Source organism: Kitasatospora cheerisanensis KCTC 2395, from assembly GCF_000696185.1.
GTDB lineage: Bacteria > Actinomycetota > Actinomycetes > Streptomycetales > Streptomycetaceae > Kitasatospora > Kitasatospora cheerisanensis.
Window position 1 is genome coordinate 2226887 of the sequence record NZ_KK853997.1, and the last position, 25517, is coordinate 2252403.

Annotated in this window: 24 protein-coding genes; 6 read left to right on the top strand and 18 right to left on the bottom strand. The window is 72.6% G+C overall.

Going from position 1 to position 25517, the window contains the following annotated elements; translation table 11 throughout:
* Window positions 1-99: 99 nt before the first annotated feature.
* Genes KCH_RS10030 through KCH_RS46570 form a run of 3 tightly spaced genes read right to left on the bottom strand, consistent with a single transcriptional unit; the run spans window position 100 to window position 1147 of the window.
* Window positions 100-426: a DUF4180 domain-containing protein gene (locus KCH_RS10030; protein WP_051653920.1), complete on the bottom strand. Its 327-nt coding sequence runs from the start codon at window positions 424-426 to the stop codon at window positions 100-102.
* 32 nt (window positions 427-458) lie between these two features.
* Window positions 459-692, bottom strand: coding sequence for a hypothetical protein (locus KCH_RS44280; RefSeq protein WP_244305742.1), 234 nt, complete (start codon window positions 690-692; stop codon window positions 459-461).
* Window positions 629-1147, bottom strand: a complete 519-nt coding sequence (locus tag KCH_RS46570; RefSeq protein WP_341865369.1) for a helix-turn-helix domain-containing protein — start codon at window positions 1145-1147, stop codon at window positions 629-631. The genes KCH_RS44280 and KCH_RS46570 overlap by 64 nt, the downstream gene beginning before the upstream one ends.
* Before the next feature lie 205 nt (window positions 1148-1352).
* On the opposite strand from KCH_RS46570, the gene KCH_RS10040 reads away from it, so the two are divergent.
* Window positions 1353-2342, top strand: a complete 990-nt coding sequence (locus KCH_RS10040) for a serine protein kinase RIO (RefSeq protein WP_084223425.1) — start codon at window positions 1353-1355, stop codon at window positions 2340-2342.
* Between the two features lie 47 nt (window positions 2343-2389).
* Here the strand turns inward: KCH_RS10040 and KCH_RS10045 are convergent, their stop codons facing one another.
* Window positions 2390-3262 carry an MBL fold metallo-hydrolase gene (locus tag KCH_RS10045; RefSeq protein ID WP_063750137.1) on the bottom strand — a complete coding sequence of 291 codons (873 nt, stop codon included), beginning with the start codon at window positions 3260-3262 and terminating at the stop codon, window positions 2390-2392.
* A gap of 206 nt (window positions 3263-3468) precedes the next feature.
* Between KCH_RS10045 and KCH_RS37125 the strand changes: the two genes are divergently transcribed.
* Genes KCH_RS37125 through KCH_RS10060 form a run of 3 tightly spaced genes read left to right on the top strand, consistent with a single transcriptional unit; the run spans window position 3469 to window position 6353 of the window.
* Window positions 3469-5328, top strand: coding sequence for a serine/threonine-protein kinase (locus KCH_RS37125; protein ID WP_051652934.1), 1860 nt, complete (start codon window positions 3469-3471; stop codon window positions 5326-5328).
* A 57-nt stretch (window positions 5329-5385) separates the two neighbouring features.
* Window positions 5386-5940, top strand: coding sequence for a hypothetical protein (locus KCH_RS10055; protein WP_035861618.1), 555 nt, complete (start codon window positions 5386-5388; stop codon window positions 5938-5940).
* Window positions 5937-6353 (top strand): DUF6924 domain-containing protein, encoded by a 417-nt coding sequence (locus KCH_RS10060; protein WP_051652935.1) that lies wholly within the window; start codon window positions 5937-5939, stop codon window positions 6351-6353. Before KCH_RS10055 ends, KCH_RS10060 begins: the two co-directional genes overlap by 4 nt.
* 7 nt (window positions 6354-6360) lie before the next feature.
* On the opposite strand, the gene KCH_RS10065 is transcribed toward KCH_RS10060, so the two are convergent.
* Window positions 6361-7218, bottom strand: a complete 858-nt coding sequence (locus KCH_RS10065) for an ABC transporter permease (protein ID WP_035861621.1) — start codon at window positions 7216-7218, stop codon at window positions 6361-6363.
* Window positions 7215-9857, bottom strand: coding sequence for an alpha/beta fold hydrolase (locus tag KCH_RS10070; RefSeq protein WP_035871413.1), 2643 nt, complete (start codon window positions 9855-9857; stop codon window positions 7215-7217). The genes KCH_RS10065 and KCH_RS10070 overlap by 4 nt, the downstream gene beginning before the upstream one ends.
* A gap of 346 nt (window positions 9858-10203) precedes the next feature.
* On the opposite strand from KCH_RS10070, the gene KCH_RS10075 reads away from it, so the two are divergent.
* Window positions 10204-11217 (top strand): mechanosensitive ion channel family protein, encoded by a 1014-nt coding sequence (locus KCH_RS10075; RefSeq protein ID WP_035861623.1) that lies wholly within the window; start codon window positions 10204-10206, stop codon window positions 11215-11217.
* A gap of 146 nt (window positions 11218-11363) precedes the next feature.
* Here the strand turns inward: KCH_RS10075 and KCH_RS10080 are convergent, their stop codons facing one another.
* From KCH_RS10080 to KCH_RS10095, 4 genes are all read right to left on the bottom strand, one after another.
* On the bottom strand, window positions 11364-11825 hold the full coding sequence (locus tag KCH_RS10080) for a GNAT family N-acetyltransferase (protein WP_035861627.1): 462 nt from the start codon (window positions 11823-11825) through the stop codon (window positions 11364-11366).
* Window position 11826: 1 nt separating this feature from the next.
* Window positions 11827-12765, bottom strand: a complete 939-nt coding sequence (locus tag KCH_RS10085) for an RluA family pseudouridine synthase (protein WP_035861630.1) — start codon at window positions 12763-12765, stop codon at window positions 11827-11829.
* A 63-nt stretch (window positions 12766-12828) separates the two neighbouring features.
* Complete coding sequence (gene lspA, locus KCH_RS10090) at window positions 12829-13530, bottom strand: signal peptidase II (RefSeq protein ID WP_425268893.1); 702 nt, start codon at window positions 13528-13530, stop codon at window positions 12829-12831.
* A gap of 124 nt (window positions 13531-13654) precedes the next feature.
* A complete protein-coding gene (locus KCH_RS10095; RefSeq protein ID WP_035861634.1) occupies window positions 13655-14158 on the bottom strand; it encodes a TraR/DksA family transcriptional regulator in 504 nt (167 codons plus the stop codon).
* Window positions 14159-14741: 583 nt separating this feature from the next.
* Here KCH_RS10095 and ileS point away from each other — a divergent pair.
* Entirely contained in the window at window positions 14742-17873 is a 3132-nt protein-coding gene (gene ileS / locus KCH_RS10100) for an isoleucine--tRNA ligase (RefSeq protein ID WP_035861637.1), read from the top strand.
* A 165-nt stretch (window positions 17874-18038) separates the two neighbouring features.
* On the opposite strand, the gene KCH_RS10105 is transcribed toward ileS, so the two are convergent.
* The 8 genes from KCH_RS10105 to murG form a co-directional block, all read right to left on the bottom strand.
* Window positions 18039-19343, bottom strand: a complete 1305-nt coding sequence (locus KCH_RS10105; RefSeq protein ID WP_035861640.1) for a DivIVA domain-containing protein — start codon at window positions 19341-19343, stop codon at window positions 18039-18041.
* Between the two features lie 46 nt (window positions 19344-19389).
* Window positions 19390-19680: a YggT family protein gene (locus tag KCH_RS10110; RefSeq protein ID WP_033216891.1), complete on the bottom strand. Its 291-nt coding sequence runs from the start codon at window positions 19678-19680 to the stop codon at window positions 19390-19392.
* A 77-nt stretch (window positions 19681-19757) separates the two neighbouring features.
* Window positions 19758-20375 (bottom strand): cell division protein SepF, encoded by a 618-nt coding sequence (locus KCH_RS10115; protein ID WP_035861643.1) that lies wholly within the window; start codon window positions 20373-20375, stop codon window positions 19758-19760.
* Window positions 20376-20568: 193 nt separating this feature from the next.
* Window positions 20569-21357, bottom strand: a complete 789-nt coding sequence (locus KCH_RS10120; protein WP_244305264.1) for a YggS family pyridoxal phosphate-dependent enzyme — start codon at window positions 21355-21357, stop codon at window positions 20569-20571.
* Window positions 21354-22088 carry a peptidoglycan editing factor PgeF gene (pgeF, locus tag KCH_RS10125; RefSeq protein WP_035861646.1) on the bottom strand — a complete coding sequence of 245 codons (735 nt, stop codon included), beginning with the start codon at window positions 22086-22088 and terminating at the stop codon, window positions 21354-21356. The genes KCH_RS10120 and pgeF overlap by 4 nt, the downstream gene beginning before the upstream one ends.
* Window positions 22085-23308, bottom strand: a complete 1224-nt coding sequence (gene ftsZ, locus KCH_RS10130) for a cell division protein FtsZ (RefSeq protein ID WP_035861650.1) — start codon at window positions 23306-23308, stop codon at window positions 22085-22087. The genes pgeF and ftsZ overlap by 4 nt, the downstream gene beginning before the upstream one ends.
* 333 nt (window positions 23309-23641) lie before the next feature.
* Window positions 23642-24415, bottom strand: coding sequence for a cell division protein FtsQ/DivIB (locus KCH_RS10135; protein WP_035861653.1), 774 nt, complete (start codon window positions 24413-24415; stop codon window positions 23642-23644).
* Complete coding sequence (gene murG, locus KCH_RS10140; protein ID WP_035861656.1) at window positions 24408-25514, bottom strand: undecaprenyldiphospho-muramoylpentapeptide beta-N-acetylglucosaminyltransferase; 1107 nt, start codon at window positions 25512-25514, stop codon at window positions 24408-24410. Before murG ends, KCH_RS10135 begins: the two co-directional genes overlap by 8 nt.
* Between the last annotated feature and the right edge of the window lie 3 nt (window positions 25515-25517).

The window sequence follows — 25517 nt, forward strand, 5'->3', positions numbered from 1 at the left end:
AACCCCTCCCGGCCGGATCAACTGACCCGCATAACCTCCGAGTTGCCCCTCGGCCGCCTCAGCCCGCGCTCGCCTCAGCCCCCGCTCGCCTCGGCGGCCTCAGCCGGCGAAGCGCTCGGCCAGCTCCGCCAGGTCCGCGACGAACCACAGCTGCAGGCCGCGGTTGCTCTCCCGCACGAAGTCCCGCAACGCGTCCGACCGCTCCACCTGCGGCGAGACGTCACCCACCACCGCGAGACCCATCCGGTACTGCGCGAACTTCTGCACCACCCCGCCCGCGACGCCGCTGCGCAGCCGGAAGAACTCCTCCCCCAGCCGCGACACCGGCACCGCCACCCAGGACGCCCCCTGGTAGTACGCGTTCCCCAGCAGGTCCACCGCGTCCTGCTCCCCCGCGACCGGCTCCCCCTCCGCCGCGCACACCATCACCTGGACCCCGCCCAGCTCCTGAACCACCGTCACCGCACGTCTCCCGTCAGCTCCTCGATCATCCCCAGCACATCCCCGACCCGCCGCGGCGGACCCAGCACCACGAACCGCAAGGCGCTCCGCGACTCGTCCCGCACCGCCTGCACCCACAGCGGCCGCGACTCCCCCGACCACGCCCCGGCCGCCGCGAGCACCGCCGTCACCAGGCGATCCGCGTCCCCCCGCCCCACCCCGTCCACCTGCACCACCGCCGAGACCTCCACCCGCGAAGGGCTCGCCGCCCCGCCCCTCCCCCGGTGAACGCCTCCACCTCCCCCCGCGCGATCCGGTACTGCTTCCCGATCCGCGTCGCCTTCAACTTCCCGTCCCGCACGTAGCCCCGGACGGTCTTCACATGCAGCCCCAACAACCCGGCCACATCCTCAACGGAATAGAACTCCTGCCGCACGCCGCATCCTTCCCTATCACTCCCCATCACGCCACCAATACCGAACATTACCGCCCACTCACCACGCCCACTCAACGCGCCCACGCCCCGCCAGGGGCGCGAGGAACTGCGCGAGCAACCACCCCCCGCCGGCCAGCTCGCGCGTACCTCCGAAACCCCCGCCCCACGGCGCGCCCCTCCACGGCACCCGCACCACGCCTTCGGCGACCAGATCGCCCCCGCCACGTGTCGCGCCCTCTCGAAGCCGGGCCCGAAATAAATCCCTTGCATCCACCGAAGCGCCCGCTAGGGTTGTCCCCGTCCTTCCGCATGCGTTCGTGCGGGAGTGGGTCGAGAGGAGGTGTGGTCAGGATGGTTGCCGCCGTGTCGCGGCGCGCTTTCGCCTGCGCGCCATACGAGTCCTCCCGTCTTCTTCCCACCGGCTGACAGCGCGTCACTCCGCGCCCCGGTGGGCCACTCCCCAGGAGCCACCGCAGTGCGCGAGCGCTTTGCCGACAGCGAGTCCTTCTCCCGTATCCGCCCCAAGGGCGCTTCCCGTCGCGGCCGCAAGGCCGACCGTTTCGACGACGCCGAGCCCGAGTACCTCTACTTCCCCACCGACGCGCCCGAGTTCGAGCCCGAGGCCGAGTCCGACTCCGAGGGCTGGGACGAGGAGACCCCGAGCGTCTCCGACGGCCCGGCCGTCGGCGACCGCTGGTCGACGTGGGACCAGTCCACCCCCACCGAGAAGGGCCCCGAGCCGCGCCCCGACTGGGTGGTCACCGAACTCGCGGCGGTCGACACCGAGTTGGGCATCGTGAAGACCGGCAAGGAGGCCGACGTCTTCCTGCTGGAGCGCGCCGTCCCGGGCACCGAGCGTCGGACGCTGATGGCGGCCAAGCGCTACCGGGATGCCCAGCACCGCATGTTCCACCGCGATTCCGGCTACCTGGAGGGCCGCCAGCACAAGGAGTCCCGGGTGAGCCGGGCGATGGCGAAGCGCACCGCGTTCGGCAAGGAGGCGATCGCCGGCCAGTGGGCGGCGGCCGAGTTCGCCGCGCTGTGCCGCCTGTGGTCGGCGGGCGTCGCGGTGCCGTACCCGGTGCAGATCACCGGCACCGAGATCCTGATGGAGTTCGTCGGCGACGAGTCGGGCGCGGCCGCCCCGCGGCTGGCCCAACTGCGCGCCGAGGAGGCCGATGTCGAGGACCTGTGGGCGCAGTTGGGCCGGAGCCTGTCCCTGCTGGCGTACGACGGCTACGCGCACGGCGACCTCTCGGCGTACAACATCCTGGTGCACCGGGGCCGCCTGGTGATCATCGACGTGCCGCAGATCGTGGACGTGGTGGCGAACCCGCGCGGCCTGTCCTTCCTGGAGCGGGACGTCCGCAACGTCGGGGCCTGGTTCGTCTCCCGCGGCCTGCCGCCCGAGCGGGTGGAGGCCTTGGTGGAGTCCCTCGCCGAGGACGCCCGCCTACGCCGCTGACCACCCGTCGGCCCGCGCACGGCCGGGCCGACCGACGGGCCGTCAGGTCACTCGCTGGGCCAGAGGATGAACCGCGGCAGCACCACCCGCCGCGGTTCTCCGCCGGCCGCCGCGAGCGCCCCGCGGATCTCGTACAGGTGGGCGACGGCGAGTTCGAGCGGGGCTTCGTACGGCTGGTAGGTGTAGCGGATCGGGTAGTCGACGCCGGGCTTCACCGACATCTCGATGTGGCAGCCGAGGACGTGGCTGACGGGCCGCCGTTCGGCGAGGTCGATCATCCGGTCGATGCTGTGGGCGAACGCGGCCCAGTCCTCGATGTAGAGCCGGCCGGGGTAGACGGTGTCGCCGGTGAGCAGGAAGCCGCTCCACGGGTCGTAGTAGGTGACCGAGGCGGCGTGGTGCCCGGGGGTGGCGAGGCACTCCAGCACCCGCCCGCCGAGGTCGATCCGGGCGACGGCCTCCGGGTCGGCGCCGAAGCCGAACCACGGCCAGGCGACGTCCTTCCCGGCGGGGACGAGTTCGGTGCCGGGCCGGCCGGCGAACTGCCCGTCCCCGGCGACGTGGTCGCCGTGCGCGTGGGTGTGCACCACCAGCAGCCGGTAGTCCTCCCGCGGGTGGCGGGCGAGCCAGGCGTCGATCAGCTCGTCGACGGTCCGCCGCAGCGGCAGGTACGCGGCTTCGGCGGTGGCCCCGGTGTCGATCAGTACGGCCCGCTCGTTGCCGAACAGCAGGTACAGGAACGGCGCTTCGTAGTTGACGGCCATGTTCTGCCGCAGGATCACGGTGTGCTCGTCGTGCGCGTACACCTGCAGGTCGGGGTCGGTGTTGTGCTTGGCCGACGGCGAGCCGTGGTTCCAGGTGACGTCCAGCGGCCGCGTCCCGGGCCGTCCGGTGGTGAAGTCGATGGGGTTGTCGGGCACTGCGGCGTTCCTCCGGATCCGGCGGGCAGGTGGGGCTCCTGACCGTACGTCAGTACCAACGCGCCGCCCGAACAGACGTTCCGAGGTGCCGTGTAGAGTCACCGCGGCGAGCCGGGGTGCGCGGACCGGACCGACTTCCCATCGGCCGTCCGGGCAGCCAGACTCTCTGCTGACAAGTCGTACAACATGCTCGGGGGATGCGGGACATGTGGGGTCGGGGGACCGTGCTCGGGGGCCGCTACGCCCTCACCGAGCGGCTCGGCAGCGGCGCCATGGGCGAGGTCTGGCGGGCCGAGGACCGGGTGCTGGGCCGTCAGGTCGCGGTGAAGATCGTGCTTCCGGCGCTGATGGAGGACGAGGTCTTCGCGGCCCGCTTCCGGCGCGAGGCGACCGTGCTGGCCGCGATGAGCCACCGCGGCGTGGTGCACATCCACGACTACGGCGAGGACGTCTCCGATCCGTCCGCGAAGATCGCGTACATCGTGATGGAGCTGCTGTCCGGCCGGCCGCTGGACAAGGCCAAGGGCCGCGGCAGCTTCCCGCCGGACCGGGCGCTGGACATCACGGCGCAGATGCTGGACGCCCTGCACGCCGCCCACCAGCAGGGCATCGTGCACCGCGACATCAAGCCGTCCAACCTGATGATCGATCAGGACGGCCGGGTCACCGTCACCGACTTCGGCATCGCCCGCACCCTGGCCGACACCCGGATCACCACCGCCCACGCGGTGATCGGCACCGCCCTGTACATGGCCCCGGAACGCGCCGAGGGCAAGGACGCCTCGGCGGCGTCCGACCTGTACTCGGTCGGCGTGGTGCTGTACGAACTGCTGGCCGGGAAGCCGCCGTTCAGCGGGGAGACCCCGCTGGAGGTGGTGCTCAAGCACGTCCGCGAGCCGGTGCCGGAGCTGCCGGGGACGGTGCCCGCACCGGTGCGCGCCGTGGTCGCCAGGGCGCTCGCCAAGCAGCCCGGCGACCGCTACCCGGACGCCGCGGCGATGGCCGCCGCCGCCCGGCAGGCGATGTCCACCCCGGCCGGCCTGGGCGCCGTCGTCGCCCTCGCCGGGCCGGACGAGAACCCGCCCGCCGTCCCCGCCCCGGCCCCCGTCCCCGCCAACGCCAACCCCAACGCCGCCACCGTGCCCGCGCGGGCCGAACGCGGCGGCCGGCGGCGGCTGGTCACCCTGGTCCTCCCGATCGTGCTGGTCACCGGCGGCGGGGTGACGGCCCAGCAGTTCGACCTGCTGCCCTGGCAGCACCGGGCGGAGAGCGGCGTGGCCGCCAAGTCCCAGGACCCCCAAGCCGGTTCCCCGTCCGCGTCCGGTTCCGCGCCGAGCGGCCAGGCCTCCGGCACCGTACAGGGCAGCGCCACGCCGCCGCCGTCCTCGGCCCCGCCGGCCACCGACCAGGCCGGCAACCCCGTCCCGCCCGGCGGCGCACCCGCCCCCGGCGCCAACACCGGCAACGGCGGTACGGGCAGCGGCGGTTCGACCACCACCGGCGGCGGCAGCACCGGGACCTCCGGCGGCGGCACGGGCAGCTCCGGCGGCTCGAACAGCGGCGGCGCGGGCGGCGGCGGTGGCGGCAACGCCAACCCGGCCCAGCCCGCCCCGGCCACCAGCAAGCCCACCGCCAACGGCCCGGCCGCGGGCTGCGGCGGCAGCGGCTGGGGCCGGCTGGTCAACGTCGGCACCGGTCAGGCCGCGGGCCTGGGCTCGGCCGCCCTGAGCGCGGGCGTCCCCGTGGTGTCGGGCAGCAACACCTCCTACGGCTGGATCAGGAGCACCGACGGCACCGGCGTCACCACCTTCACCGCCTGCAAGAGCGGCAGCGGCGTCAGCCTCGGCGCCCGCTACGCCGGCAGCCCGAACATCGCCGAACTGGCGGGGGCGAGCTCCTACGGCGACATGACCAACTGGTACGCGACGGATGCCGGTTCGGGCACCTTCCAGCTCAAGTTCGGCTACGGCGTGCAGAGTTGCCTCACCGACACCGGCAGCGGCAGCACCCTCGCGGTCACCACCTGCTCGCCCGGCTCCACGTCCCAGCTCTTCCGGTTCTCCTGACCCCGACTCCCGCGCGTCGCGACGGAGTTGTCACACCCCTCGGGAAGAGTTCCGGACATGGCCGAACAGTACGTCACCGCGTTCGCGGTGGACGCCGCGCTGCTGCTGCGCCTGCCCGGCTCGGGCGGGCCCGGGCTGCCGGGCGTCCCGGCGTCCGCGGCCCTCACCGAACTGCTCTCCGGCCGCCTGCGGGCCGGCGCGGACTCCCGCTACACCGCGCTGCTCCCGGCCCTCGCGGGCACCCTCGGCACCCCGCTCGGCGAGGTGGTCCTGACCGGCCGCCACTGGGACGAACTCACCGGCGTCTTCCACACCCTGCGCCTGCCGGCCCTCGCCACCCTCTGGTCCCGCCGCTGGCCCTGGCCCGACGGCGCCACCGACGACGGCCCCTGGCCCTGCCCCACCCTCACCCCGCACGCCGCGCTCCCCGCCGTGCTGGCCGACCTCGACGCGCTCGACCCGGAGGCGCTCCCCGGGCACCCCACCGAGCACCTGGAGGACGAGGACCTGGAGGACGCCGCCTGGTTCCTCACCGAGCACCTCCCCACCTGGGCCTCCCACGCCCACGCCCGGGCCCTCGACCTGCTGCTGCTCCGCGACGGCGCCCGATGACCCGTCGACTGCCGCCCGCCCGGGGCGCCGCCCTGCTGGTGCGCACCGACTTCACCGACTCCGCCGCCTGGCACCGCCTGCGCCGGACGGTCGCCACCCCCAGCGCCGAGGGATTCACGCCCGTCGTCGCCGAGGTCGACGACCCTGCCTTCGCGGGCCTCGGCGTCGCCGCCCTGACGGCCCGTCTGCCGCCCGATCACGGCGCCCCGCTGCTGGTGCTGGCCGACCGCCGGGCCTTGGCTGACCCCGAACTCCCGCTGCTGGCGGCCGATCTGCGCGACCCGGCGGCCCCGGCCCTCCGGGTCGCCGCCGCCGCACTGTGGAGCGTCGAGAACAACCTGTCGCTCGCCAACCTGGACTACGCCGACTTCCTCCGCGCCGCGGGAGCCGACGGCGTGTTCCGCGGTTTCTGACCGGACGTCAGGACACCACGTCCTTGGTCGCGAAGCCGCGGAAGGCCAGCGCCAGCAGGATCACCGAGTACGACAGCGACAGCACCACGCCCTGGATCATCCCGCCCCACTCCAACTGCGGCTGCAGCGCGTCCGCCCAGGCGTACTGCCAGTGCGCGGGGAACCACTCGCGCAGCGAGCCCAGCGCGGTGACGGCGTCCAGCACGCCCGTGATGATGGACGCGAACACCGCGCCGCCGACCGCGCCCAGCGGCGCGTCCGTCGCGGTGGACAGCCAGAACGCCAGCGCGCCGACCACGATCTCCGCCAGGAAGACGAACAGCACGGCGAGCGCCAGCCGGGGCAGCGCCTCCGTCGCGGACAGCGTCGCCCCGGTCGGGAGCTTCAGGTCGCCCCACCCGTACGCGGCGGTGCCGACCACCAGGCCGACGGCGGGCAGCAGCACGATCGCCGCGGCCGAGAACGCCATCGCCACCAGGAACTTCCGCGCCAGCAGCCGCGCCCGCGGCACCGGCGCCGCCAGCAGGTACCGCAGCGAGGACCAGCTCGCCTCCGAAGCCACCGTGTCGCCGCAGAACAGCGCCACCGGGATCACCAGCAGGAAGCCGGTGCCCATGAACAGCAGCGTGGTGGCGAAGTTCGCGCCGGACGCGGTGGCCAGCTCGATGAACGTGGTGCGGTTCTCCCGGCCGGGCGTGCCGCCGATCTGGAAGGCCGCCAGGACGACGAACGGCAGCAGCGCCAGCACCCCGCCGATCACCAGCGTGCGGCGGCGCCGCAGCTGCCGCATCGCCTCCACCCGCAGCGGCAGCGTCCGCCCGGGCCGGTACCCGGGCGCCGCCGTCTCCACCACCGTGCTGCTCATGCCGCTCCTCGGATCAGGGACAGGAACGCGTCCTCCAGCCGTCGCTGCGGGCCGATGCCGGTCACCGGCACGCCCAGGCGCACCAGTTCGGCGGTCAGCCGGCTCACCGGCAGACCGTCCAGGCGGACCAGCAGCCCGCCGTCCACCGCCTGCGCCGACTCGACGCCGTCCGTCGCGGCCAGCTTCTCCGCGACCGCGGCCGTCTCCGCGAAGCCGTCCTCGACGCTCACCAGCAACTGCTCACCCGCACCGGTGATCTCCGCGGTCGGCCCGGCCACCACCAGCCGGCCGCGCTCCATCACCACCAGGTGGGTGCAGGACTGCTCGACCTCGGCGAGCAGGTGGCTGGAGACGATGACCGTGCGCCCGGCCGCGGCGTAACGGACCATCACCTCCCGCATCTCGCGGATCTGCGGCGGGTCGAGCCCGTTGGTCGGCTCGTCCAGGATCAGCAGGTCCGGCAGCCCCAGCATGGCCTGCGCGATCGCCAGCCGCTGCCGCATGCCCTGCGAGTACGTCCGCACCGCGCGCTCCAGCGCCTCGCCGAGCCCGGCGATCTCCAACGCCTCCGCGAAGTGCGCGTCCTCCACCGGACGCCCGGTGGCCGCCCAGTACGACTCCAGGTTGGCCCGCCCGCTCAGGTGCGGCAGGAAACCCGCGCCCTCGACGAACGCCCCGACCCGGGACAGCACCGGCGCACCCGGCCGGATCGCGTGCCCGAACACCCGGATCTCGCCCTCGTCGGGCCGGATCAGGCCCATCAGCATCCGCAGCGTGGTGGTCTTGCCCGCCCCGTTAGGCCCGAGCAGGCCGAGCACCTGCCCGGCCTCCACCCGGAACGACAACTCCCGCACCGCGTACCGGTCCACCGAACCCTGGTACTTCTTCGACAGTCCGGTGATCTGCAACGGCACCCCGGCCAGCTCCGGGTCCGGCGCGGGCGGCGCCACCCGCCGACGCCGCGCGAACACCAGCACCCCGCCGATCGCCAGCGCCACCAGCGGCAGCACCCAGGTCCGGTTCGGCACCGGCGCGGCCTCGGTCCGCAGCCGATCCACCGTCGGCACGCCCAACGGGCCCGCGGCGGCCACCGTGTACGTCGCGGCCTGCGCCGGCGAGGCGTACGCCAGGTCCGTGGACGCCAGCACCAGCCGCAGCCGGTGCCCGGCCGGGAACTCGTGGTCCACCGCCGGCAGCGCCACCTGCACCGTCCGCCCGCCCGCCGCGTCCGCCCCGGTCACCCGCAGCGGGGCCACCAACTGCTGCGGCAGCGACTGCTTCCCGTCCGGCGCGACGTCGTACAGCTTCGCGAACAGCACCGCCTCCGGGACGTCCGCCGACACCCGGACCGCCACCGTCGGCGCACCCGTCAGGTGCAGCGCGCCGCCGAGCGGCGCGGAGTCGAAGGCGGCGAACTGGCCCGGGAAGTCGATCGACAGGCCCGCGCCCACCGAGGACAGCTGCGACAGCGCCCCGATGCCCGGCAGCGTCGAGATGTTCGGCGGCGACCCGCCCGGCGGGTTCGCGATCCGCTGCTCACGGCCCGTCAACTCCACGCTGCGCTGCGCCGTTCCGCCCAGCCCGGGGTAGCTGTCGGCGTCCGCGCCGCGCAGCACCGCCTGGAAGCCCGTCGAGTCGACACCGCCCGTGCGGGTGACCCGGAACGCGGGGCCGGTCGAACCGCCGGAGCCCTTCAGCCAGTGGTCGAACCACGCCGTCACCCGGTCGTCGACCCGGGTGCTGCTCTCCTGCCCGCCGTCGTGGCCCGCACCGAACCAGTCCACCGCCACCGGCGCGCCGTTCGCGGCCACCGCCTTCGCGATCCGGTCGCCCTGGTCCAGCGGGAACAGCGAGTCCTGCTGCCCCTGGACCACCAGCGTCGGCACCTTGATCCGCTCCGCCACCGAGGACGGGCTCGACCGCTCCAGCACCTGCACGGCCGCCGCGTCCGGCCGCCCGGCCGCCGCGATCCGGTTGTACATCGCGCACAGCTCGTCCCGGAACCGCCCGCAGCCCACCGGGCCCTGCTGCCCGTCCTGCTTCGCACCCGTCGGCGCGGACGCCGAACCCGTGGTGAAGAAGATCCCCGCCCACAGCTTCTTGAACACCCCGTCCGCGGCCGAACTCCCCTGCGCCGCCTGCGGGAACAGCGCATCCGCCAGGTTCCACCAGGTGATCTGCGGCGCGATCGCGTCGATCCGCCCGTCGTACCCCGCCGCCAGCAGCGACACCGCCCCGCCGTACGAGGCGCCCGTCACCCCGACCCGCGGATCCCCCGCCCCGTCCAACTGCACCTCGGGACGCTGCGCCAGCCAGTCCACCAGCCGCGACACGTCCGCGACCTCACGCTCCGGCTGATTCAACCCGATCTGCCCCGAGGACTCCCCGAACCCGCGCGCCGACCACGTCAACACCGCGTACCCGGCCCGGGCCAACTCCTCCGCCCGCTGCCGCTCCCCGTCCTTCGACCCGCCGAACCCGTGCGCCAGCAGAACCGCCGGCCGCCGCCCCGACCCACCCGCCGTGAAGAACGACGTGTCGATCCGGACCCCCTCCGAAACCTCCAGGAACCGGTCCTCCCGATGCACGGCCGCCGGCTCCCCCGCCACGGCCGCGACCGCACCCCCACCGACCAACAGCGCCACCACCGCGCCCCGGCCACCACCACCCGCCGACGCATCACCCACTCACGCCACGCCTCAGCGAACCCCATAGTCGCCGATCCTAACCACGCCCCGAGTAGGACCTTCGTTAACCCACACCCCACCCCCTCACCCTCCGCAGACGGGCCACGAACGGACGGCCAGGCGCAAGCTCCAACCACCGCCCCGCACCGACCACCCTCCCCCATCCATCCCGTTCCGCAGGCGCAGGCCAAAGGCGGACGGGCGGGCGCAGAACCCTGGGCGCAAAGGTCCCAAACCATCCCCAACCAGCACGCTATCGTGCAATTCCCCACCCCTCGCGCACGCCCCGAGGTGCCCCGTGCTGTGGCCGCTCGCCAGCCTGCTCTCCGCGATCTTCGCCACCTTCCTCGCCGGCTGGCTGGTCGACCAGATCCTCCAGCGTCTCGCCGCCCGCCACCCCGACTCCCCGGTCTGGGAGTCACTGCGCCGCTGCCGGATCCCCTTCCAACTGGCGCTGCTGACCGCACTCCTGCTGCTGTTCCACCCGACCCGCCGCCTCTTCCCCCACCACGACGACGCCGCCGTCCGCCACACGGTGCTCCTCGCGCTGATCGCGTCTCTCGGCTGGCTCACCGTCAGAGTCCTGGCAGCGACGCTGGAAGCGGTCCTCGCCCGCTACGAGACGGTCACCGAGGACGCCTCCCGGATCGGCCGCGTCCGGACCCAGCTCGGTCTGGTCCGCCGGGTGGGCTCGGCCCTGGTGTGGGTGGTGACGGTCGGCGCGATGCTGCTGACGTTCGGCGCGATGCGCACGGTCGGCGCGAGCCTCCTCGCTTCCGCGGGCCTGATCGGCATCGTCGCCGGCATCGCCGCGCAGTCCACCCTCGGCAACTTCTTCGCGGGCCTGCAGATCGCGTTCAGCGACACCGTCCGGATCGGCGACACGGTCGTGCTGGAGGGGCAGCAGGGGACGGTCGAGGAGATCACCCTCTCCTACCTGGTGCTGCGCCTGTGGGACCAGCGCCGCCTGGTGGTCCCGGTGTCGTACTTCGTCTCCCGGCCGTTCGAGAACTGGACCCGCCGCGATCCGGGCCTGCTCGGCTGGGTGCTGCTCCACCTCGACCACCGCACCCCGGTCGAGGCGCTGCGTGCGGAGTTGGAGCGCTTCCTCGCCTCCACCGACCTGTGGGACGGCGAGGACTGGTCCCTGACCGTCACCGACACCACGCCGTCCACCATCGTGGTCCGCGCCCTGATGACGGCCCGCAACCCGGACGACGCCGGCAACCTCAAGCTGGCCGCCCGTGAACACCTGATCGCCTACCTGAGGGACCGTCACCCGGAGTCCCTCCCCCGGATCCGCACCGACTAGCACCGCCCAACACCGACCCAACACCGCCCGGCACCCCACCAGCGCCACCCAGCGCCACCCGGGCACCCCGGTCCCCGGTGCCCACGAACGCAGCGGGCGCGGGCCGACGTCCCGTCAGCCCGCGCCCACCCGTTCGTCCGGAACGGCTACAGCACCCGCGTCATCGTCCGGTGCGGAATCCCCGCGTCGTCGTACTCGGGCCCCTCGGCCGCGTACCCGAGCCGCTCGTAGAAGCCCAGCGCCTGCACCTGCGCGTGCAGTTCGAGTTCCTTCGCGCCGCGCTCGCGCCCGAGCTCCTCGACGGCCCGCACCAGCCGGGCGCCGAGGCCGGTGCCGCGGGCGGCCGCGACGACGGCGAGCCGGCCGAGCAGCACCCGGTCCGCGACGCCGCCGGTGATGGTGAGCGCCTCCGCGCCGGAGATCAGTCGCGCGGTGCCGAGCGGCGTGCCGTCCTCGCCGACGGCGAGCAGGTGCGCCGAGGTCGCGTCGTACTCGTCGTACTCCAGCTCGGCGGGGATCTGCTGCTCCTCGACGAACACGGTGCGCCGCACCGCCCACACCTGGGCGAGCTCGTCCTCGGTCGCGGCGACCCGGATGGCCACCGTCATCTCAGCTCTCCTCGGCGATGACGTCCAGCGCGTGCTGCAGGTCGTCGGGGTAGGCGGAGGTGAACTCGACCCAGCGCCCGTCCTCGGGGTGTTCGAAGCCGAGCGAGACGGCGTGCAGCCACTGCCGGGTCAGGCCGAGGCGCTTGGCGAGGGTCGGGTCCGCGCCGTAGGTGAGGTCGCCGACGCAGGGGTGGCGCAGCGCGGACATGTGCACCCGGATCTGGTGGGTGCGGCCGGTCTCCAGCTTGATGTCGAGCAGGGACGCGGCGCGGTACGCCTCGATCAGGTCGTAGTGCGTGACGGAGGGCTTGCCGTCGCGGGTGACGGCCCACTTCCAGTCGCTGCTGGGGTGGCGGCCGATCGGCGCGTCGACGGTGCCGGAGAGCGGGTCGGGGTGGCCCTGGACCAGCGCGTTGTACTTCTTCTCGGTGACCCGGTCGTGGAACTGCCGCTTCAGGTCGGTGTAGGCGCGCTCGGACTTGGCGACCACCATGATCCCGGAGGTGCCGACGTCGAGGCGGTGCACGACGCCCTGGCGCTCGGCGGCGCCGGAGGTGGAGATCCGGTAGCCGGCGGCGGCGAGGCCGCCGATGACGGTGGGGCCGGTCCAGCCGGGGCTGGGGTGCGCGGCGACGCCGACGGGCTTGTCGATGACGACCACGTGGTCGTCGTCGTGGATGATCCGCATGCCCTCGACGGCCTCGGCGACGATCTGCACCGGGGCGGCGGGGCTGGGGATCTCGACCTCCAGCCAGGATCCGGCGGTGACCCGGTCCGACTTCCCGGCGACCGCGCCGTCCAGGGTGACCTTGCCCTCGGCGGCGAGCTCGGCGGCCTTGGTGCGGGAGAACCCGAACATCCGGGCCAGGGCGGCGTCCAGCCGCTCGCCCTCCAGGCCGTCGGGTACGGGGAGGCTACGGGTCTGCGCTGCGATACTCACCCACCCGAGTATGCCCGACCCGTACCCGCCCCTTTCACGCCGCCTCTCACGCCGGCGGGCCGGTCAGGCCTTGGGCTGCCCGTCCTCGCCGTCGGCGGCGGGCTTCTCCTCGGCCTTGGCGGCCGGCGCCCCGTGGACGGTGCCGTCCGGGTTGGAGCCGCGGAAGGAGAGCAGGACGACCAGGATGCCGCCGCAGACGATCGCCGAGTCGGCGAGGTTGAAGACGGCGAAGTGCTGGACCGAGATGAAGTCGACCACGTGGCCGCGGAACGCGGACGGGGAGCGGAACAGCCGGTCGGTGAGGTTGCCGAGGGCGCCGCCGAGCAGCAGGCCGAGGGCGATCGCCCAGGGCAGGCTGTACAGGCGGCGGGCGATCCGCCAGATCACCACGATGACGCCGGCGGCGATGGCGGTAAACAGGATGGTCATCGCCTGGCCCATGCCGAACGCGGCGCCGCCGTTGCGGATCACCTGGAGGGTCATCCAGTCGCCGATGACCTGGATCGGCGCGGTGCGGTCCTCCAGGTTGGCGACGACCAGCAGCTTGGAGCCGAGGTCGATCAGGTAGGCGAGCAGCGCGACGACCAGCAGGACGCTGATCCGGCGGCGGCGGACCACCGCGCGGGCGCCGTCGGCGGCGGTGGCGCCGCTGCGGGCGGGGCGTTCCTCGGGCGCGGCGGGGCTCACCCGGTCACCCGCCTCGGCGGAGGGGGCGCTGGGGACGGCGTCGTCCTGGGTCTGGTGGGAACCTGGCGTGCTGATGATCCGCTCCGCTGCCGTGGGAAAAGCCGGTCGTCGTTACGGGGACGAGAGTACGACACCCGTGGGCCCGTTGGCCGCCCCGTACGACAATGCGCGGCGTACGGGGCGGCCGGGGCGCGGACCGGGGTCAGCGGCGTTCCTGCTTGGCCTTGCAGCTGACGCACAGGGTGGCGCGCGGGAAGGCCTGCAGGCGGGCCTTGCCGACGGGCTGGCCGCAGGACTCGCACAGGCCGAAGCCGGTGCCTTCGAGGCGGGCCAGGGCGCGTTCGGTCTGGGCGAGGCTGTCGCGCGCGTTGTTGGCGAGCGAGAGCTCGCTCTCCCGGTTGATGTTCTTGGTGCCGGCGTCGACCTGGTCGTCGCCCGCGCCGTCGTTGGAGTCCCGCATCAGGCCGGCGATGGCGGCCTCGGAGGCCTCGATCTCGGAGCGCAGCCGGAGCAGGTCGGCGGCCAGTTCGTCGTGGAGTTCGGCCACCTCGGCGGCCGTCCACGGCTCTTCGCCGGGGCGGACCGGCAGGTCGGCCGGGTCGACCGCCTCGGCGCCGCCGCGCGCGCCGGAGCCGGCCGGCACGTGGGTGCGGCTGCTGGCCGCGGTGTGTCCGGTGGTGCCGGTCTTTCGCCGCGCAGTACTCACGGTCCCCTCCCCTGGGTCGCCCGCCACGGCCTTGCGCGACCTGGCGGTCACGGTTCCTGTCGCCTTCTCAGCCATGGCTTTCGACCTCATTCACGAATGATCAGAAGCGTCGGTTCCCGACGATCTTGCCGGTCCCGGAACGATAAACCTCATCGAATCCGCCTACAACGGGACATACCGAAGCGTTTCTCCGATCCCACCCGGCCAGCCGCCGTCGGTGCCGGCGCTGCACAAGTTGTGCCCAGATCGCTCGGGGCTAACCACCGCGGACCCGGCTCGCGGGTGCGCGAAACGGCTTGCGGGGGCCGATACACTGGGCCGTGCAAGGCGCAGATGGGACGAGTACCGACGTACGCAGCCATGAGCGACCCGGGGACGGTGCGAGCCCGGGGGTGTGCACGGCGGGAAGATCACCCCGGAGCCGCCGGAAGAACGGCCCGTCCAGGGCCCACTAGACCCGGCAGCAAACCCAAAGAGAGGGCCGCAGCGCGCGCGGTCAAGGAGGGTGGTACCGCGGGGCGGCTCGCCGTCTCGTCCCTCCGTCGGAGCCAGTCCACGCATCCGCCGGAGGTAGACGCACCCCATGTCGCCCACCTACAACCTCGTTCCGCCGCAGGTCGACCTGCCTGCCCTGGAGCACCAGATCCTCTCCTTCTGGCAGGACCAGAAGATCTTCCAGCGCAGCCTGGAGCAGTCCGAGGGCCGCCCCGAGTGGGTGTTCTACGAGGGCCCGCCCACCGCGAACGGCATGCCCGGCGCGCACCACATCGAGGCCCGCGTCTTCAAGGACGTCTTCCCGCGCTTCCGCACCATGAAGGGCTACCACGTGGCCCGCAAGGCCGGCTGGGACTGCCACGGCCTGCCGGTGGAGCTCGCGGTGGAGAAGGAGCTGGGCTTCTCCGGGAAGCCGGACATCGAGAAGTACGGCATCGCCGAGTTCAACGCCAAGTGCCGCGAGTCGGTGACCCGGCACACCGACGCGTTCGCCGAGCTGACCGAGCGGATGGGCTACTGGGTCGACCTCGACCAGGCCTACCGCACCATGGACCCCTCGTACATCGAGTCGGTGTGGTGGTCGCTCCAGCAGATCTTCGACAAGGGCCTGCTGGTCCAGGACCACCGGGTCGCCCCGTGGTGCCCGCGCTGCGGCACCGGCCTGTCCGACCACGAGCTGGCCCAGGGCTACGAGACCGTGGTCGACCCCTCGGTGTTCGTGCGCTTCCCGCTCACCTCCGGCCCGCTGGCCGGGAACGCCGCCCTGCTGGTGTGGACCACCACGCCGTGGACCCTGGTCTCCAACACCGCCGCCGCCGTCCACCCGGAGGTGACCTACGTGGTCGCCACCGACGGCAACGAGCGCCTGGTCGTCGCCGAGCCGCTGGTCGGCAAGGCGCTCGGCGAGGGCTGGGAGACCACCGGCGAGTCCTTCACCGGCGCCGAGATGGAGCGCTGGCACTACCGGCGCCCGTTCGAGCTGGTCGAGATCCCGGACGCCCACTACGTGCTGACGGCCGAGTACGTCACCACCGAGGACGGCACCGGCATCGTCCACCAGTCGCCCGCGTTCGGCGCCGACGACCTCGCGACCTGCCGCCGCTACGGCCTGCCCGTGGTCAACCCGGTGGAGAGCGACGGCACCTTCGCCGCCGACGTGCCGCTGGTCGGCGGGGTGTTCTTCAAGAAGGCCGACGAGACCCTGGTCGCCGACCTGAAGGCCCGTGACCTGCTGTTCCGCCACCTCCCGTACGAGCACAGCTACCCGCACTGCTGGCGCTGCCACACCGCGCTGCTGTACTACGCGCAGCCGTCCTGGTACATCCGGACCACCGCCGTCAAGGACGCGATGATCCGCGAGAACGAGGCCACCAACTGGTACCCGGAGACGGTCAAGCACGGCCGCTTCGGCGACTGGCTGAACAACAACATCGACTGGGCGCTGTCCCGCAACCGCTACTGGGGCACCCCGCTGCCGATCTGGCGCTGCGAGGACGACCACCTGACCTGCGTCGGCTCGCTCGCCCAGCTCTCCGAGCTGACCGGCACCGACCAGTCCGGCCTGGACCCGCACCGCCCGTACATCGACGAGGTCACCTTCCCCTGCCCGCAGTGCTCGACCACCGCGGTCCGGGTGCCCGAGGTGATCGACGCCTGGTACGACTCGGGTTCCATGCCGTTCGCGCAGTACGGCTACCCGTACCGCAACAAGGAGCTGTTCGAGCAGCGCTACCCGGCGCAGTTCATCTCCGAGGCGATCGACCAGACCCGCGGCTGGTTCTACACGCTGATGGCCGTCGGCACCCTGGTGTTCGACAAGAACTCGTACGAGAACGTCGTCTGCCTGGGCCACATCCTGGCCGAGGACGGCCGCAAGATGTCCAAGCACCTGGGCAACATCCTGCAGCCGATCCCGCTGATGGACCAGCACGGCGCCGACGCCGTCCGCTGGTTCATGGCCGCCGGCGGCTCCCCCTGGTCGGCCCGCCGGGTCGGCCACGGGACGATCCAGGAGGTGGTCCGCAAGACCCTCCTCACCTACTGGAACACCGTCTCCTTCCAGGCCCAGTACGCCCGCACCGTCCACTGGGCGCCGTCCGCGAACGACCCGGCCGCGGCCGACCGTCCCGCGCTCGACCGCTGGGTGCTGTCCGAACTGCACACCCTGGTGCGCGAGGTGGACGCCTCCTACGAGGCGTACGACACCCAGCGGGCCGGCAAGCTGCTGTCGGGCTTCGTCGACGACCTGTCCAACTGGTACGTCCGCCGCGCCCGCCGCCGCTTCTGGCAGGGCGACGCCGCCGCGCTCGCCACCCTGCACGAGGCGCTGGAGACCGTCACGCGCCTGATGGCCCCGCTGACCCCGTTCATCACCGAGCGGATCTGGCAGGACCTGGTCGTCCCGGTCACCCCGGACGCCCCGGTCTCCGTGCACCTGTCCAGCTGGCCGGTCGCCGACGAGACGCTGATCGACACCGAGCTGTCCAAGGACATGGTGCTGGTCCGCCGCCTGGTCGAGCTCGGCCGCGCCACCCGCGCGGAGTCCGGCGTGAAGAACCGTCAGCCGCTGTCCCGCGCGCTGATCGCCGTCCAGGGCTGGGAGGAGCTCTCCGCCGAGCTGCGCGCCCAGATCGCCGAGGAGCTCAACGTCTCCGTCCTGGAGTCGCTGTCCGAGGTCGGCGGCTCGCTGGTCGACGCCTCCGCGAAGGCCAACTTCCGCGCCCTCGGCAAGCGTTTCGGCAAGGGCGTCCAGGACGTCGCCAAGGCCGTCGCCGCCGCGGACGCCGCCCGGCTCTCCGCCGAGCTGCGGGCCGGCGGCGAGACCTCGGTCGAGCTGAACGGCGAGACCGTGACGCTCTCCCCCGAGGAGGTGGTCATCACCGAGACCCCGCGCGAGGGCTGGGCCGTCGCCAACGAGTCCGGCGCCACCGTCGCCCTCGACCTGGAGATCACCCCGGAGCTCAAGCGCCTCGGCGTGGTCCGCGACGCGATCCGGCAGATCCAGGAGGCCCGCAAGAAGTCCGGCCTGGAGATCGTCGACCGCATCCACCTCCAGCTCGCCACCACCGACGAGGACACCCTCGCCGCCCTGACCGAGCACCAGAACCTGATCGCCGCCGAGGTCCTGGCCGAGTCCCTCGGCCTCACCATCACGGACCCCGACGCCCCGCGCTTCGCCGACGAGGGCCTCGCCCTGGAGTTCACCCTCCGCAAGGCGTAGGCGCTCGGCGGGTACCGCGCCCCGCCGCAGGATCGCGTCGTGACGGCAAGCCGTTGCCCACGGCGCGATCCTGCGGTCCGCGCCCCCCGGTCGTGCACCCACGCGAAGGGCGCCCCCAGCCTCAGTGGCCAAGGGCGCCCTTTCGAGTGCGCGTTGCGGGACCGCTTAGTTGTCGCCGTCCTCGTCGATCAGGAAGCCTCGCATCGGAGCGGGGGCCTGCTGCATCGGCTGCGGGGGCTGCGGCCGCACGGCCGCCATCGGCTGGGTCATGCCCGCCGGGGCCATCGCTCCGTTGGAGCTCGCGGAGGCGCCGCCGAAGGACGGGGTGCCGGCCGAGCTGCCGAAGGAGTTGCCACCGAAGGACTGGTTCCCGCCGAAGGACGGGGTGGAGCCGAACGACGGCGCCGAGGAGGACATCGCACCGGCACCGGCGGGCGCCATCGACGACGCGGCCGGCGGCAGCGACGCGGTGGCGGGGATCCGCGGCGGGGCGAGCGAGTCGTCCGCCTGCGACTCCAGCTGGCGCAGCTGGGTCTCCAGGTACGACTTCAGCCGCGTGCGGTACTCGCGCTCGAAGGCGCGCAGGTCCTCGACCTTGCGCTCCAGCGTGGCGCGGGCGGACTCCAGGGAGCCCATCGCGACGCGGTGCTTCTCCTGCGCGTCCCGCTCCAGCGCGTCGGCCTTGGCGCGGGCGTCGCGCTCCAGGCCCTCGGCGCGGCTGCGGGCCTCGCCGACGATCTTGTTGGCCTCGGAACGGGCCTCCGAGATCGCCTGGTCGGCGGTCTGCTGGGCGAGCGCGAGGACGCGGGCGGCGCTGTCGCCACCGGGACCCTGCTGCTGCTGCATCGGGCCGCCCATCGGGCCGCCCATCGGCTGGAGCTGCTGGCCGCCCATGGGCTGGAGCTGCTGACCGGGCATGTTCTGCCCCATCTGCTGCTGCATCGGGTTGCCCATCGGCTGCAGCATCTGACCGCCCATCGGCTGGACCAGCTGCTGCTGGCCGCCCATGGTCTGGCCCATCTGCTGCTGCATGGGGTTGCCCATCGGGTTGCCCATGCCCTGCTGGGGGCCGGCGGGCAGCTGCGGCGCGCCGGACGGCAGGCCGAGCGGCTGGTTGCCCATCCCCTGCTGGTTGCCCATGCCCTGCTGGGGGCCGCCGAGCTGCTGCGGACCGGGGCCCTGCTGCTGGCCGGGCACCGGCGGGCCGGATATGGCGGCGGGCACGGGAGCGCCGGGGCGCCCGCCGTCCTGCGGAGCCTGCTGCTCCTTGCGCATGTTCGCCTGGTTCTGCGCGGCGGCACGCGTGGCGGCCGCCAGCTTGGCGCGCAGGTCCTCGTTCTCGCGCAGCAGGCGGGTCAGCTCGGCTTCGACCTCGTCGAGGAAGGCATCGACCTCGTCCTCGTCATAGCCTTCGCGCAGCCGGACGGTCGTGAACTGCTTGTTCCGAACGTCCTCGGGGGTCAATGGCATCTCTTCACCTCAACGTGATCGTCGGACCGGCATCCTGTCGCATCGTTCAGAACGACAGGCGCTGCACGAGCGAGATCAGGACATACACAATGATCATCAGTACGAAGAAGGACAGGTCGAGCGCCACGCCCCCGAGACGCAACGGCGGGATGAATCGCCGAAGAAGCTTGAGTGGCGGATCCGTGACAGTGTACGTGGCCTCCAGCACCACGACCATGGCCTTCCCAGGACGCCACGAGCGGGCGAACTGGAACACCCAGTCCATCACCAGCCTGAAGAGCAGGATCAGCAGGAACACGGTCAGCACCCAGTAGAGCACCGAACCGAAGATCCCCATCGCTTCTCCCTCTCCCTGGCCGACGGTCCGTCAAGCGACGAACTGTCGATTGATCCACACAGAAAGTCGTGGCCGGGTCAGCTCTGGTTGAAGAACCCACCCTCGGCGATCCGAGCCTTGTCCTCCGCCGTGACATCGACGTTAGCAGGCGACAGGAGGAACACCTTCTGTGTCACGCGCTCGATACTGCCGTGCAGACCGAAGACCAGTCCAGCCGCGAAGTCTACGAGCCGCTTGGCGTCCGTGTCGTCCATCTCCGTCAAATTCATGATCACGGGCGTACCGCCACGGAACTGTTCCCCGATGGTACGGGCCTCGTTGTAGGTCCTCGGGTGCAGCGTGGTGATGCGGTAGGGCTCTCGTTCGTTGACGACCTTGGGCATGATCACCGGGGTGCTCTTCTCCAGGTTGCGGTGGCGCTCGGATGTGATGGACGACACGGGGGCCATGCGCGGCTGCTCCTGGCGGATCGGGACCGCGGCGGGCACCGGCTGGGGCGCGATCTGGGCCACGGGCGCCGGCTGCGCGGCGGCCGCGGCGGCGGGGGCCGGGGACCGGAGGTCCTCGGTGCGGCCGGTGCGGATCGGCTCCGGGTCCGTGTCGTAGTCGTCGTCGGGGTCGTACCCCTGGCTGTCGTAGGTCTCGTCCTCGACCAGGCCGAGATAGACCGCCATTTTGCGCATCGCGCCGGCCATGCTGCTGTCTCCTCCGCTCATGCGCCCACCGTTCGCCTGCGGACGCCGTGATGGTCACGGCCTGTCAGGCCGACGGTCCGTCAGAACCGCGGAGGTGTGCGCTCGGATGCGATCCACGGTTTACCAGCAGACTGATCATCTGCTAGGTTCTGTCCTATTTTGTCCTGCAGTCTGATCTACTTACTCGGTGACGTTACCCGAGCGGTGACCGCACTCCGAGTACCGCCGTACCGACGCGTACATGTGTCGCTCCGGCGGCGATCGCCTGCTCCAAATCTCCGCTCATCCCTGCCGAAACCATCGTGGCAGTCGGATGCTGCGCGCGTACGGCGCTTGCGATTTCCGCAAGGCGCGCGAAGGCGCGCGCGGGGTCGCCCGCCAGGGGGCCCGCGAGCGGTGCGACCGTCATCACACCGTCCATGCGCAGCCCGGGCGTGTCGGCGATCTTCTCGGCGAGCGCGAGCACGTCCGCGGGGGCGACGCCGGCGCGGTGCTCGCCCTCGCCGGCCTCCTTGTCGAGCGCGACCTGCACCAGGCAGCCCAGCGGGGGGCGTTCGGCGTTGCGAACGGCGGCGGACAGCGAGTCCACCAGGCGCGCGCGGTCCACCGAATGCACCAAATCGGCATAACGCACCACGGAACGGGCCTTGTTGGTCTGCAATTGGCCGACGAAGTGCCAGCTGAGCGGAAGGTTCACGCAGCGCTCGGCCTTCGGCGCGGCGTCCTGGTCGCGGTTCTCCGCGACGTCGGTGACGCCGAGTCCGGCGAGCAGGGCGGTGTCCTCGGCGGGGTAGGTCTTGGTCACCACGATCAGGGTGACCTCCTCGCGCGGGCGGCCGGCCGCGGCGCAGGCGTCGGCGATCCGCCGCTCGACCACGTCGAGGTTGGCGCCGAGCTGCTCGTAGCGGGCGCGCTGAGCGTCCGTCAGGGCGGCGGCGAAGTCCGCCCCGCCCGGGAACGGACCGTAGATGTCGTTCGTCATGAGAGTGGAGGCCCCAGCCAGACGTAGCTCGCGAGTCGGCCGGTCCGCTGCTCCCGACGGTAGGAGTAGTGGTCCGGCGATTCGAGGGTGCAGACAGATGATCGCACCACATCATGGACGCCCGCCTCGGCGAGTTGGGCGGCGACCCCGGCCGGCACGTCCAGGGCGGGAGTGCCCCAGGAGGTTTCGGCGCGGGCGGCCGGGACGATCGCGGCCACCTCGGCGCGCATCGCCTCCGGCACTTCGTAGCAGCGGCCGCACACGGCGGGGCCGGTGGCGGCGAGGATCCGCTCGGGGCGGGCGCCGAGTTCGCGCATCGCGGCGACCACGGCGGGGACCACTCCGGCGGCCAGGCCCGGGCGCCCGGCGTGCGCCGCGCCGATCACGCCGGCCTCGGGGTCGGCCAGCAGCACCGGGGTGCAGTCGGCGGTGAGCACCGCGAGGGCCAGCGGCCGGTCGGTGACCACCGCGTCCACGGTCGGCGCGTACCCGGCGGGCTGGCGGTCCGTCACCACCGCGACGTCCGCGCCGTGCACCTGGTTCATCCAGACCACATCGGCCGGATCCAGTCCCAGTTCCCGGGCTGCGAGGAAACGGTTCTGCTGGACGTTCTCGGGCGAATCGCCCACTGCGCCGCCGAGGTTGAGCTCCCCGTACGGCGCGGTGCTCACCCCGCCCCACCGGGTGGTGGAGGCGAAGTGAGCACCGTTGCGGAAGGCCGTACCAATCACTTCAGGAAGTCCGGCACGTCGAGCTCCTCGGCGGGGCTCTCGACGTAGGGCTGGCGCACCGGCTGCACCTGCGGCGGCACCGGGGAGGTGGTCGCCGTCGCCGGGGCCGGGGCCTCGGACGGGCGGGCCGGCTCCTCGGAGCGGGTGACCGAGCCGATCGAACCGTAGGACGGCCGGGTCGCCGGGCGCTCCGGGGTGCTCGACGAGGAGCTGCCGCTCGACGCCGAGCTGGAGGCCGACTTGACCACCGGGTCGCGGACGATGGCCGGCGGCTGCCCGCCGTCGAAGCCGGCCGCGATCACGGTGACCCGGACCTCGTCGCCCAGCGCGTCGTCGATGACGGCGCCGAAGATGATGTTCGCCTCGGGGTGGGCGGCCTCGCTGACCAGCTGGGCCGCCTCGTTGATCTCGAACAGGCCGAGGTCGGAGCCGCCCGAGATGGACAGCAGCACGCCGCGGGCGCCGTCGATCGAGGCCTCCAGCAGCGGCGAGGAGATCGCCATCACGGCCGCGGCCTTCGCACGGTCCTCGCCGCGGGCCGAGCCGATGCCCATCAGCGCCGAACCGGCGTCCGACATGACGGACTTGACGTCGGCGAAGTCCAGGTTGATCAGGCCCGGGGTGGTGATCAGGTCGGTGATGCCCTGGACGCCGGAGAGCAGCACCTGGTCGGCGGAGCGGAACGCGTCCAGCACCGAGACCTGGCGGTCGGAGATCGACAGCAGCCGGTCGTTCGGGATGACGATCAGGGTGTCGACCTGCTCGCGCAGCGAGGCGATGCCGTCCTCGGCCTGGTTGGCGCGGCGGCGGCCCTCGAAGGTGAACGGGCGGGTGACCACGCCGATGGTGAGCGCGCCGAGCGAGCGGGCGATGTTGGCCACGACGGGCGCGCCGCCGGTGCCGGTGCCGCCGCCCTCGCCGGCCGTCACGAAGACCATGTCGGCCCCCTTGAGGACCTCCTCGATCTCCTCGCGGTGGTCCTCCGCGGCCTTCCGGCCGACCTCGGGGTTGGCGCCGGCGCCGAGGCCGCGGGTGAGTTCGCGGCCGACGTCGAGCTTCACGTCGGCGTCGCTCATCAGGAGGGCCTGCGCATCGGTGTTGATCGCGATGAACTCGACGCCCTTGAGCCCGACCTCGATCATCCGGTTGATGGCGTTGACTCCGCCGCCGCCGATGCCGACGACCTTGATGACCGCGAGGTAATTCTGGGGTGCTGCCACGTCGGGGCCTCTCGCCTCGAATTTCCGGGTCGGCTCCCCTGGATACGAAGGCCGACGGATGTCGATGGGTGGGAAGCACGTGGTTCCAACCCGAACCCTAAACTTGAGGTTGAGGGTTATGGCTGTGCCGGTGTCAGTTCATTGTCGAGCACAGCTCGTTGACACAGGACAGTAGGTCGCAACCAGCGCGTGTTTCAACGAACACGCCGAGCTTCCCTTTTTCTTTTGAGCCTATGTGATCATCGACCCCCCGGTGAAACCGGGGTGACCATCAAGGGTCGGACCGGAGCCTCGGCCCCGTCAATACCGCCCCCAGGCACAGAACTTACCGGATCAGCCGGACACCGCCGGGGCATCCGGCGCACTCACGTCGTAATTCGACGCCTTCCGGCCGAGCAGCGCCGTCAGCACCCGCGCCTTGCGGGCCGTCTCCTCGGCGCTCCCCCAGCGCACGGTCGCCCCCGAGGACAGCTGCAGCCGGATGTCGTCGTACGAATAGACCGTGAGCGAACCGGCCTGCTTCGCCACCTCCGCGGGCAGCCCGGCGGCCACCGTGACGGCCGAACGCACCAGCGTGGGACGGTCGATGACGGACAGTGCGTCGTTGGCCGGCTGCCCCAGCTGGAGCGCCACCACCGGCACCCCGGCCGGCGGCTGCGGTCCGGTGGCGAACTCCACACCGTGCGCGTCGACCTGGACGAACCGCCCGTCGTCGGCACGGATCGCGGCCACCGGTTGACGCTCCGTCACCTTCACCCGCAGCGTGTGCGGCCAGCCGCGCCACACCTCGGCCCGGGCCACCCGGGGCACCTTCGCCACCAGCCGCTGGGCCTCGTCCAGGTCCACCCGGGCCAGCGGGCCGCGGGCGGTGGGGCCGAGCGCCCGCTCCACCTCGTCCTGGCTCAACTGCCCGGAGTCCAGGCCCTGCACGGCCACCCGGCGGACCTCCAGCGCGGACGAGAAGAACACCGTCCAGCCGAGCCCGCCGAGCACCAGGGCGCCCAGCGCCACCAGCACCAGCACGCCCCGGCGGGACAGCCGGAGCCGGGGCGGACGGGCCTCGTCGCCGTCCTCCCCGAACTCCTCGTCGTAGTCCTCGTCAGCCACGGCGGCGGCCGCCGCGGCCGGCCTCGATCGCCTCGTACACCATCTGCACCAGCAGGTCGTCGGCGTCCCGGCGGCCGAACTCGGCGGCGGAGCGCGACATCTCCCACAGCTTGGCCGGGTCGGTGAGCACCGGCAGCACGTTCTTCAGCACCCAGTCCGTGGTCAGCTCGGCGTCGTCGACCAGCAGGCCGCCGCCGGCCTTCACCATCGGCTGGGCGTTCAGCCGCTGCTCGCCGTTGCCGATCGGCAGCGGCACGAACGCGGCCGGCAGGCCCACCGCGGCCAGCTCGGCCACCGTCATCGCGCCGGCCCGGCAGAGCATCATGTCGGCCGCCGCGTACGCCAGGTCCATCCGGTCCAGGTACGGCACCGCGCGGTACGGCGGCATGCCCGGGATGTCGTCGATGGTCGGCAGCTCGTTCTTCGGGCCGACCGCGTGCAGGATCTGCACGCCGTACTGCTGGAGCCGGGGGGCGATCGCCTGCACCGTCTCGTTCAGCCGGCGGGCGCCCTGCGAGCCGCCGGACACCAGCAGGGTGGGCAGCCGCTGGTCCAGGCCGAAGTAGTGCCGGGCCTCCGGGCGCACCGTGCCGCGGTCCAGGGTGGCGATGGTGCGGCGCAGCGGGATGCCGATGTACCGGGAGTCGCGCAGCTTGGAGTCCGGGGTGGAGACCGCCACGAAGTCGCTGTAGCGGGCGCCGATCTTGTTGGCCAGGCCGGGGCGGGCGTTCGCCTCGTGCACCACGATCGGCACGCCGGCCCGCTTGGCCGCCAGGTAGGCGGGCATCGCCACGTAGCCGCCGAAGCCGACCACCGCGTCCGCGTTGACCCGCTCGATCACCTCCTGGGCGGCCCGCACGGTGCCGCGCAGCCGGCCCGGGACGGTGATCAGCTCGGGCGTCGGCTTGCGGGGCAGCGGCACCGCCGGGATCAGCGCCAGCTCGTAGCCGCGCTCCGGGACCAGCCGGGTCTCCAGGCCGCGCTCGGTGCCGAGGGCGGTGATCCCGATGGACGGGTCGTGCCTGCGCAGCGCGTCCGCGAGCGCCATGGCCGGCTCGATGTGACCGGCGGTCCCGCCGCCGGCGAGTACGACATGCACGAA

Bases quoted from the DNA above. Each gene is read 5' to 3' on its own strand.
- KCH_RS10060 (WP_051652935.1), top strand. From the start codon at position 5,937: ATGACCCGTCGACTGCCGCCCGCCCGGGGCGCCGCCCTGCTGGTGCGC.
- KCH_RS10105 (WP_035861640.1), bottom strand. From the start codon at position 19,343: ATGCCATTGACCCCCGAGGACGTTCGGAACAAGCAGTTCACGACCGTC.
- KCH_RS46570 (WP_341865369.1), bottom strand. From the start codon at position 1,147: ATGCAAGGGATTTATTTCGGGCCCGGCTTCGAGAGGGCGCGACACGTG.
- ileS (WP_035861637.1), top strand. From the start codon at position 14,742: ATGTCGCCCACCTACAACCTCGTTCCGCCGCAGGTCGACCTGCCTGCC.
- KCH_RS37125 (WP_051652934.1), top strand. From the start codon at position 3,469: ATGTGGGGTCGGGGGACCGTGCTCGGGGGCCGCTACGCCCTCACCGAG.
- KCH_RS10115 (WP_035861643.1), bottom strand. From the start codon at position 20,375: ATGGCCGGCGCGATGCGCAAAATGGCGGTCTATCTCGGCCTGGTCGAG.
- KCH_RS10055 (WP_035861618.1), top strand. From the start codon at position 5,386: ATGGCCGAACAGTACGTCACCGCGTTCGCGGTGGACGCCGCGCTGCTG.
- KCH_RS10030 (WP_051653920.1), bottom strand. From the start codon at position 426: ATGGTGTGCGCGGCGGAGGGGGAGCCGGTCGCGGGGGAGCAGGACGCG.
- KCH_RS10110 (WP_033216891.1), bottom strand. From the start codon at position 19,680: ATGGGGATCTTCGGTTCGGTGCTCTACTGGGTGCTGACCGTGTTCCTG.
- KCH_RS10120 (WP_244305264.1), bottom strand. From the start codon at position 21,357: ATGACGAACGACATCTACGGTCCGTTCCCGGGCGGGGCGGACTTCGCC.
- KCH_RS10065 (WP_035861621.1), bottom strand. From the start codon at position 7,218: ATGAGCAGCACGGTGGTGGAGACGGCGGCGCCCGGGTACCGGCCCGGG.
- KCH_RS10080 (WP_035861627.1), bottom strand. From the start codon at position 11,825: ATGACGGTGGCCATCCGGGTCGCCGCGACCGAGGACGAGCTCGCCCAG.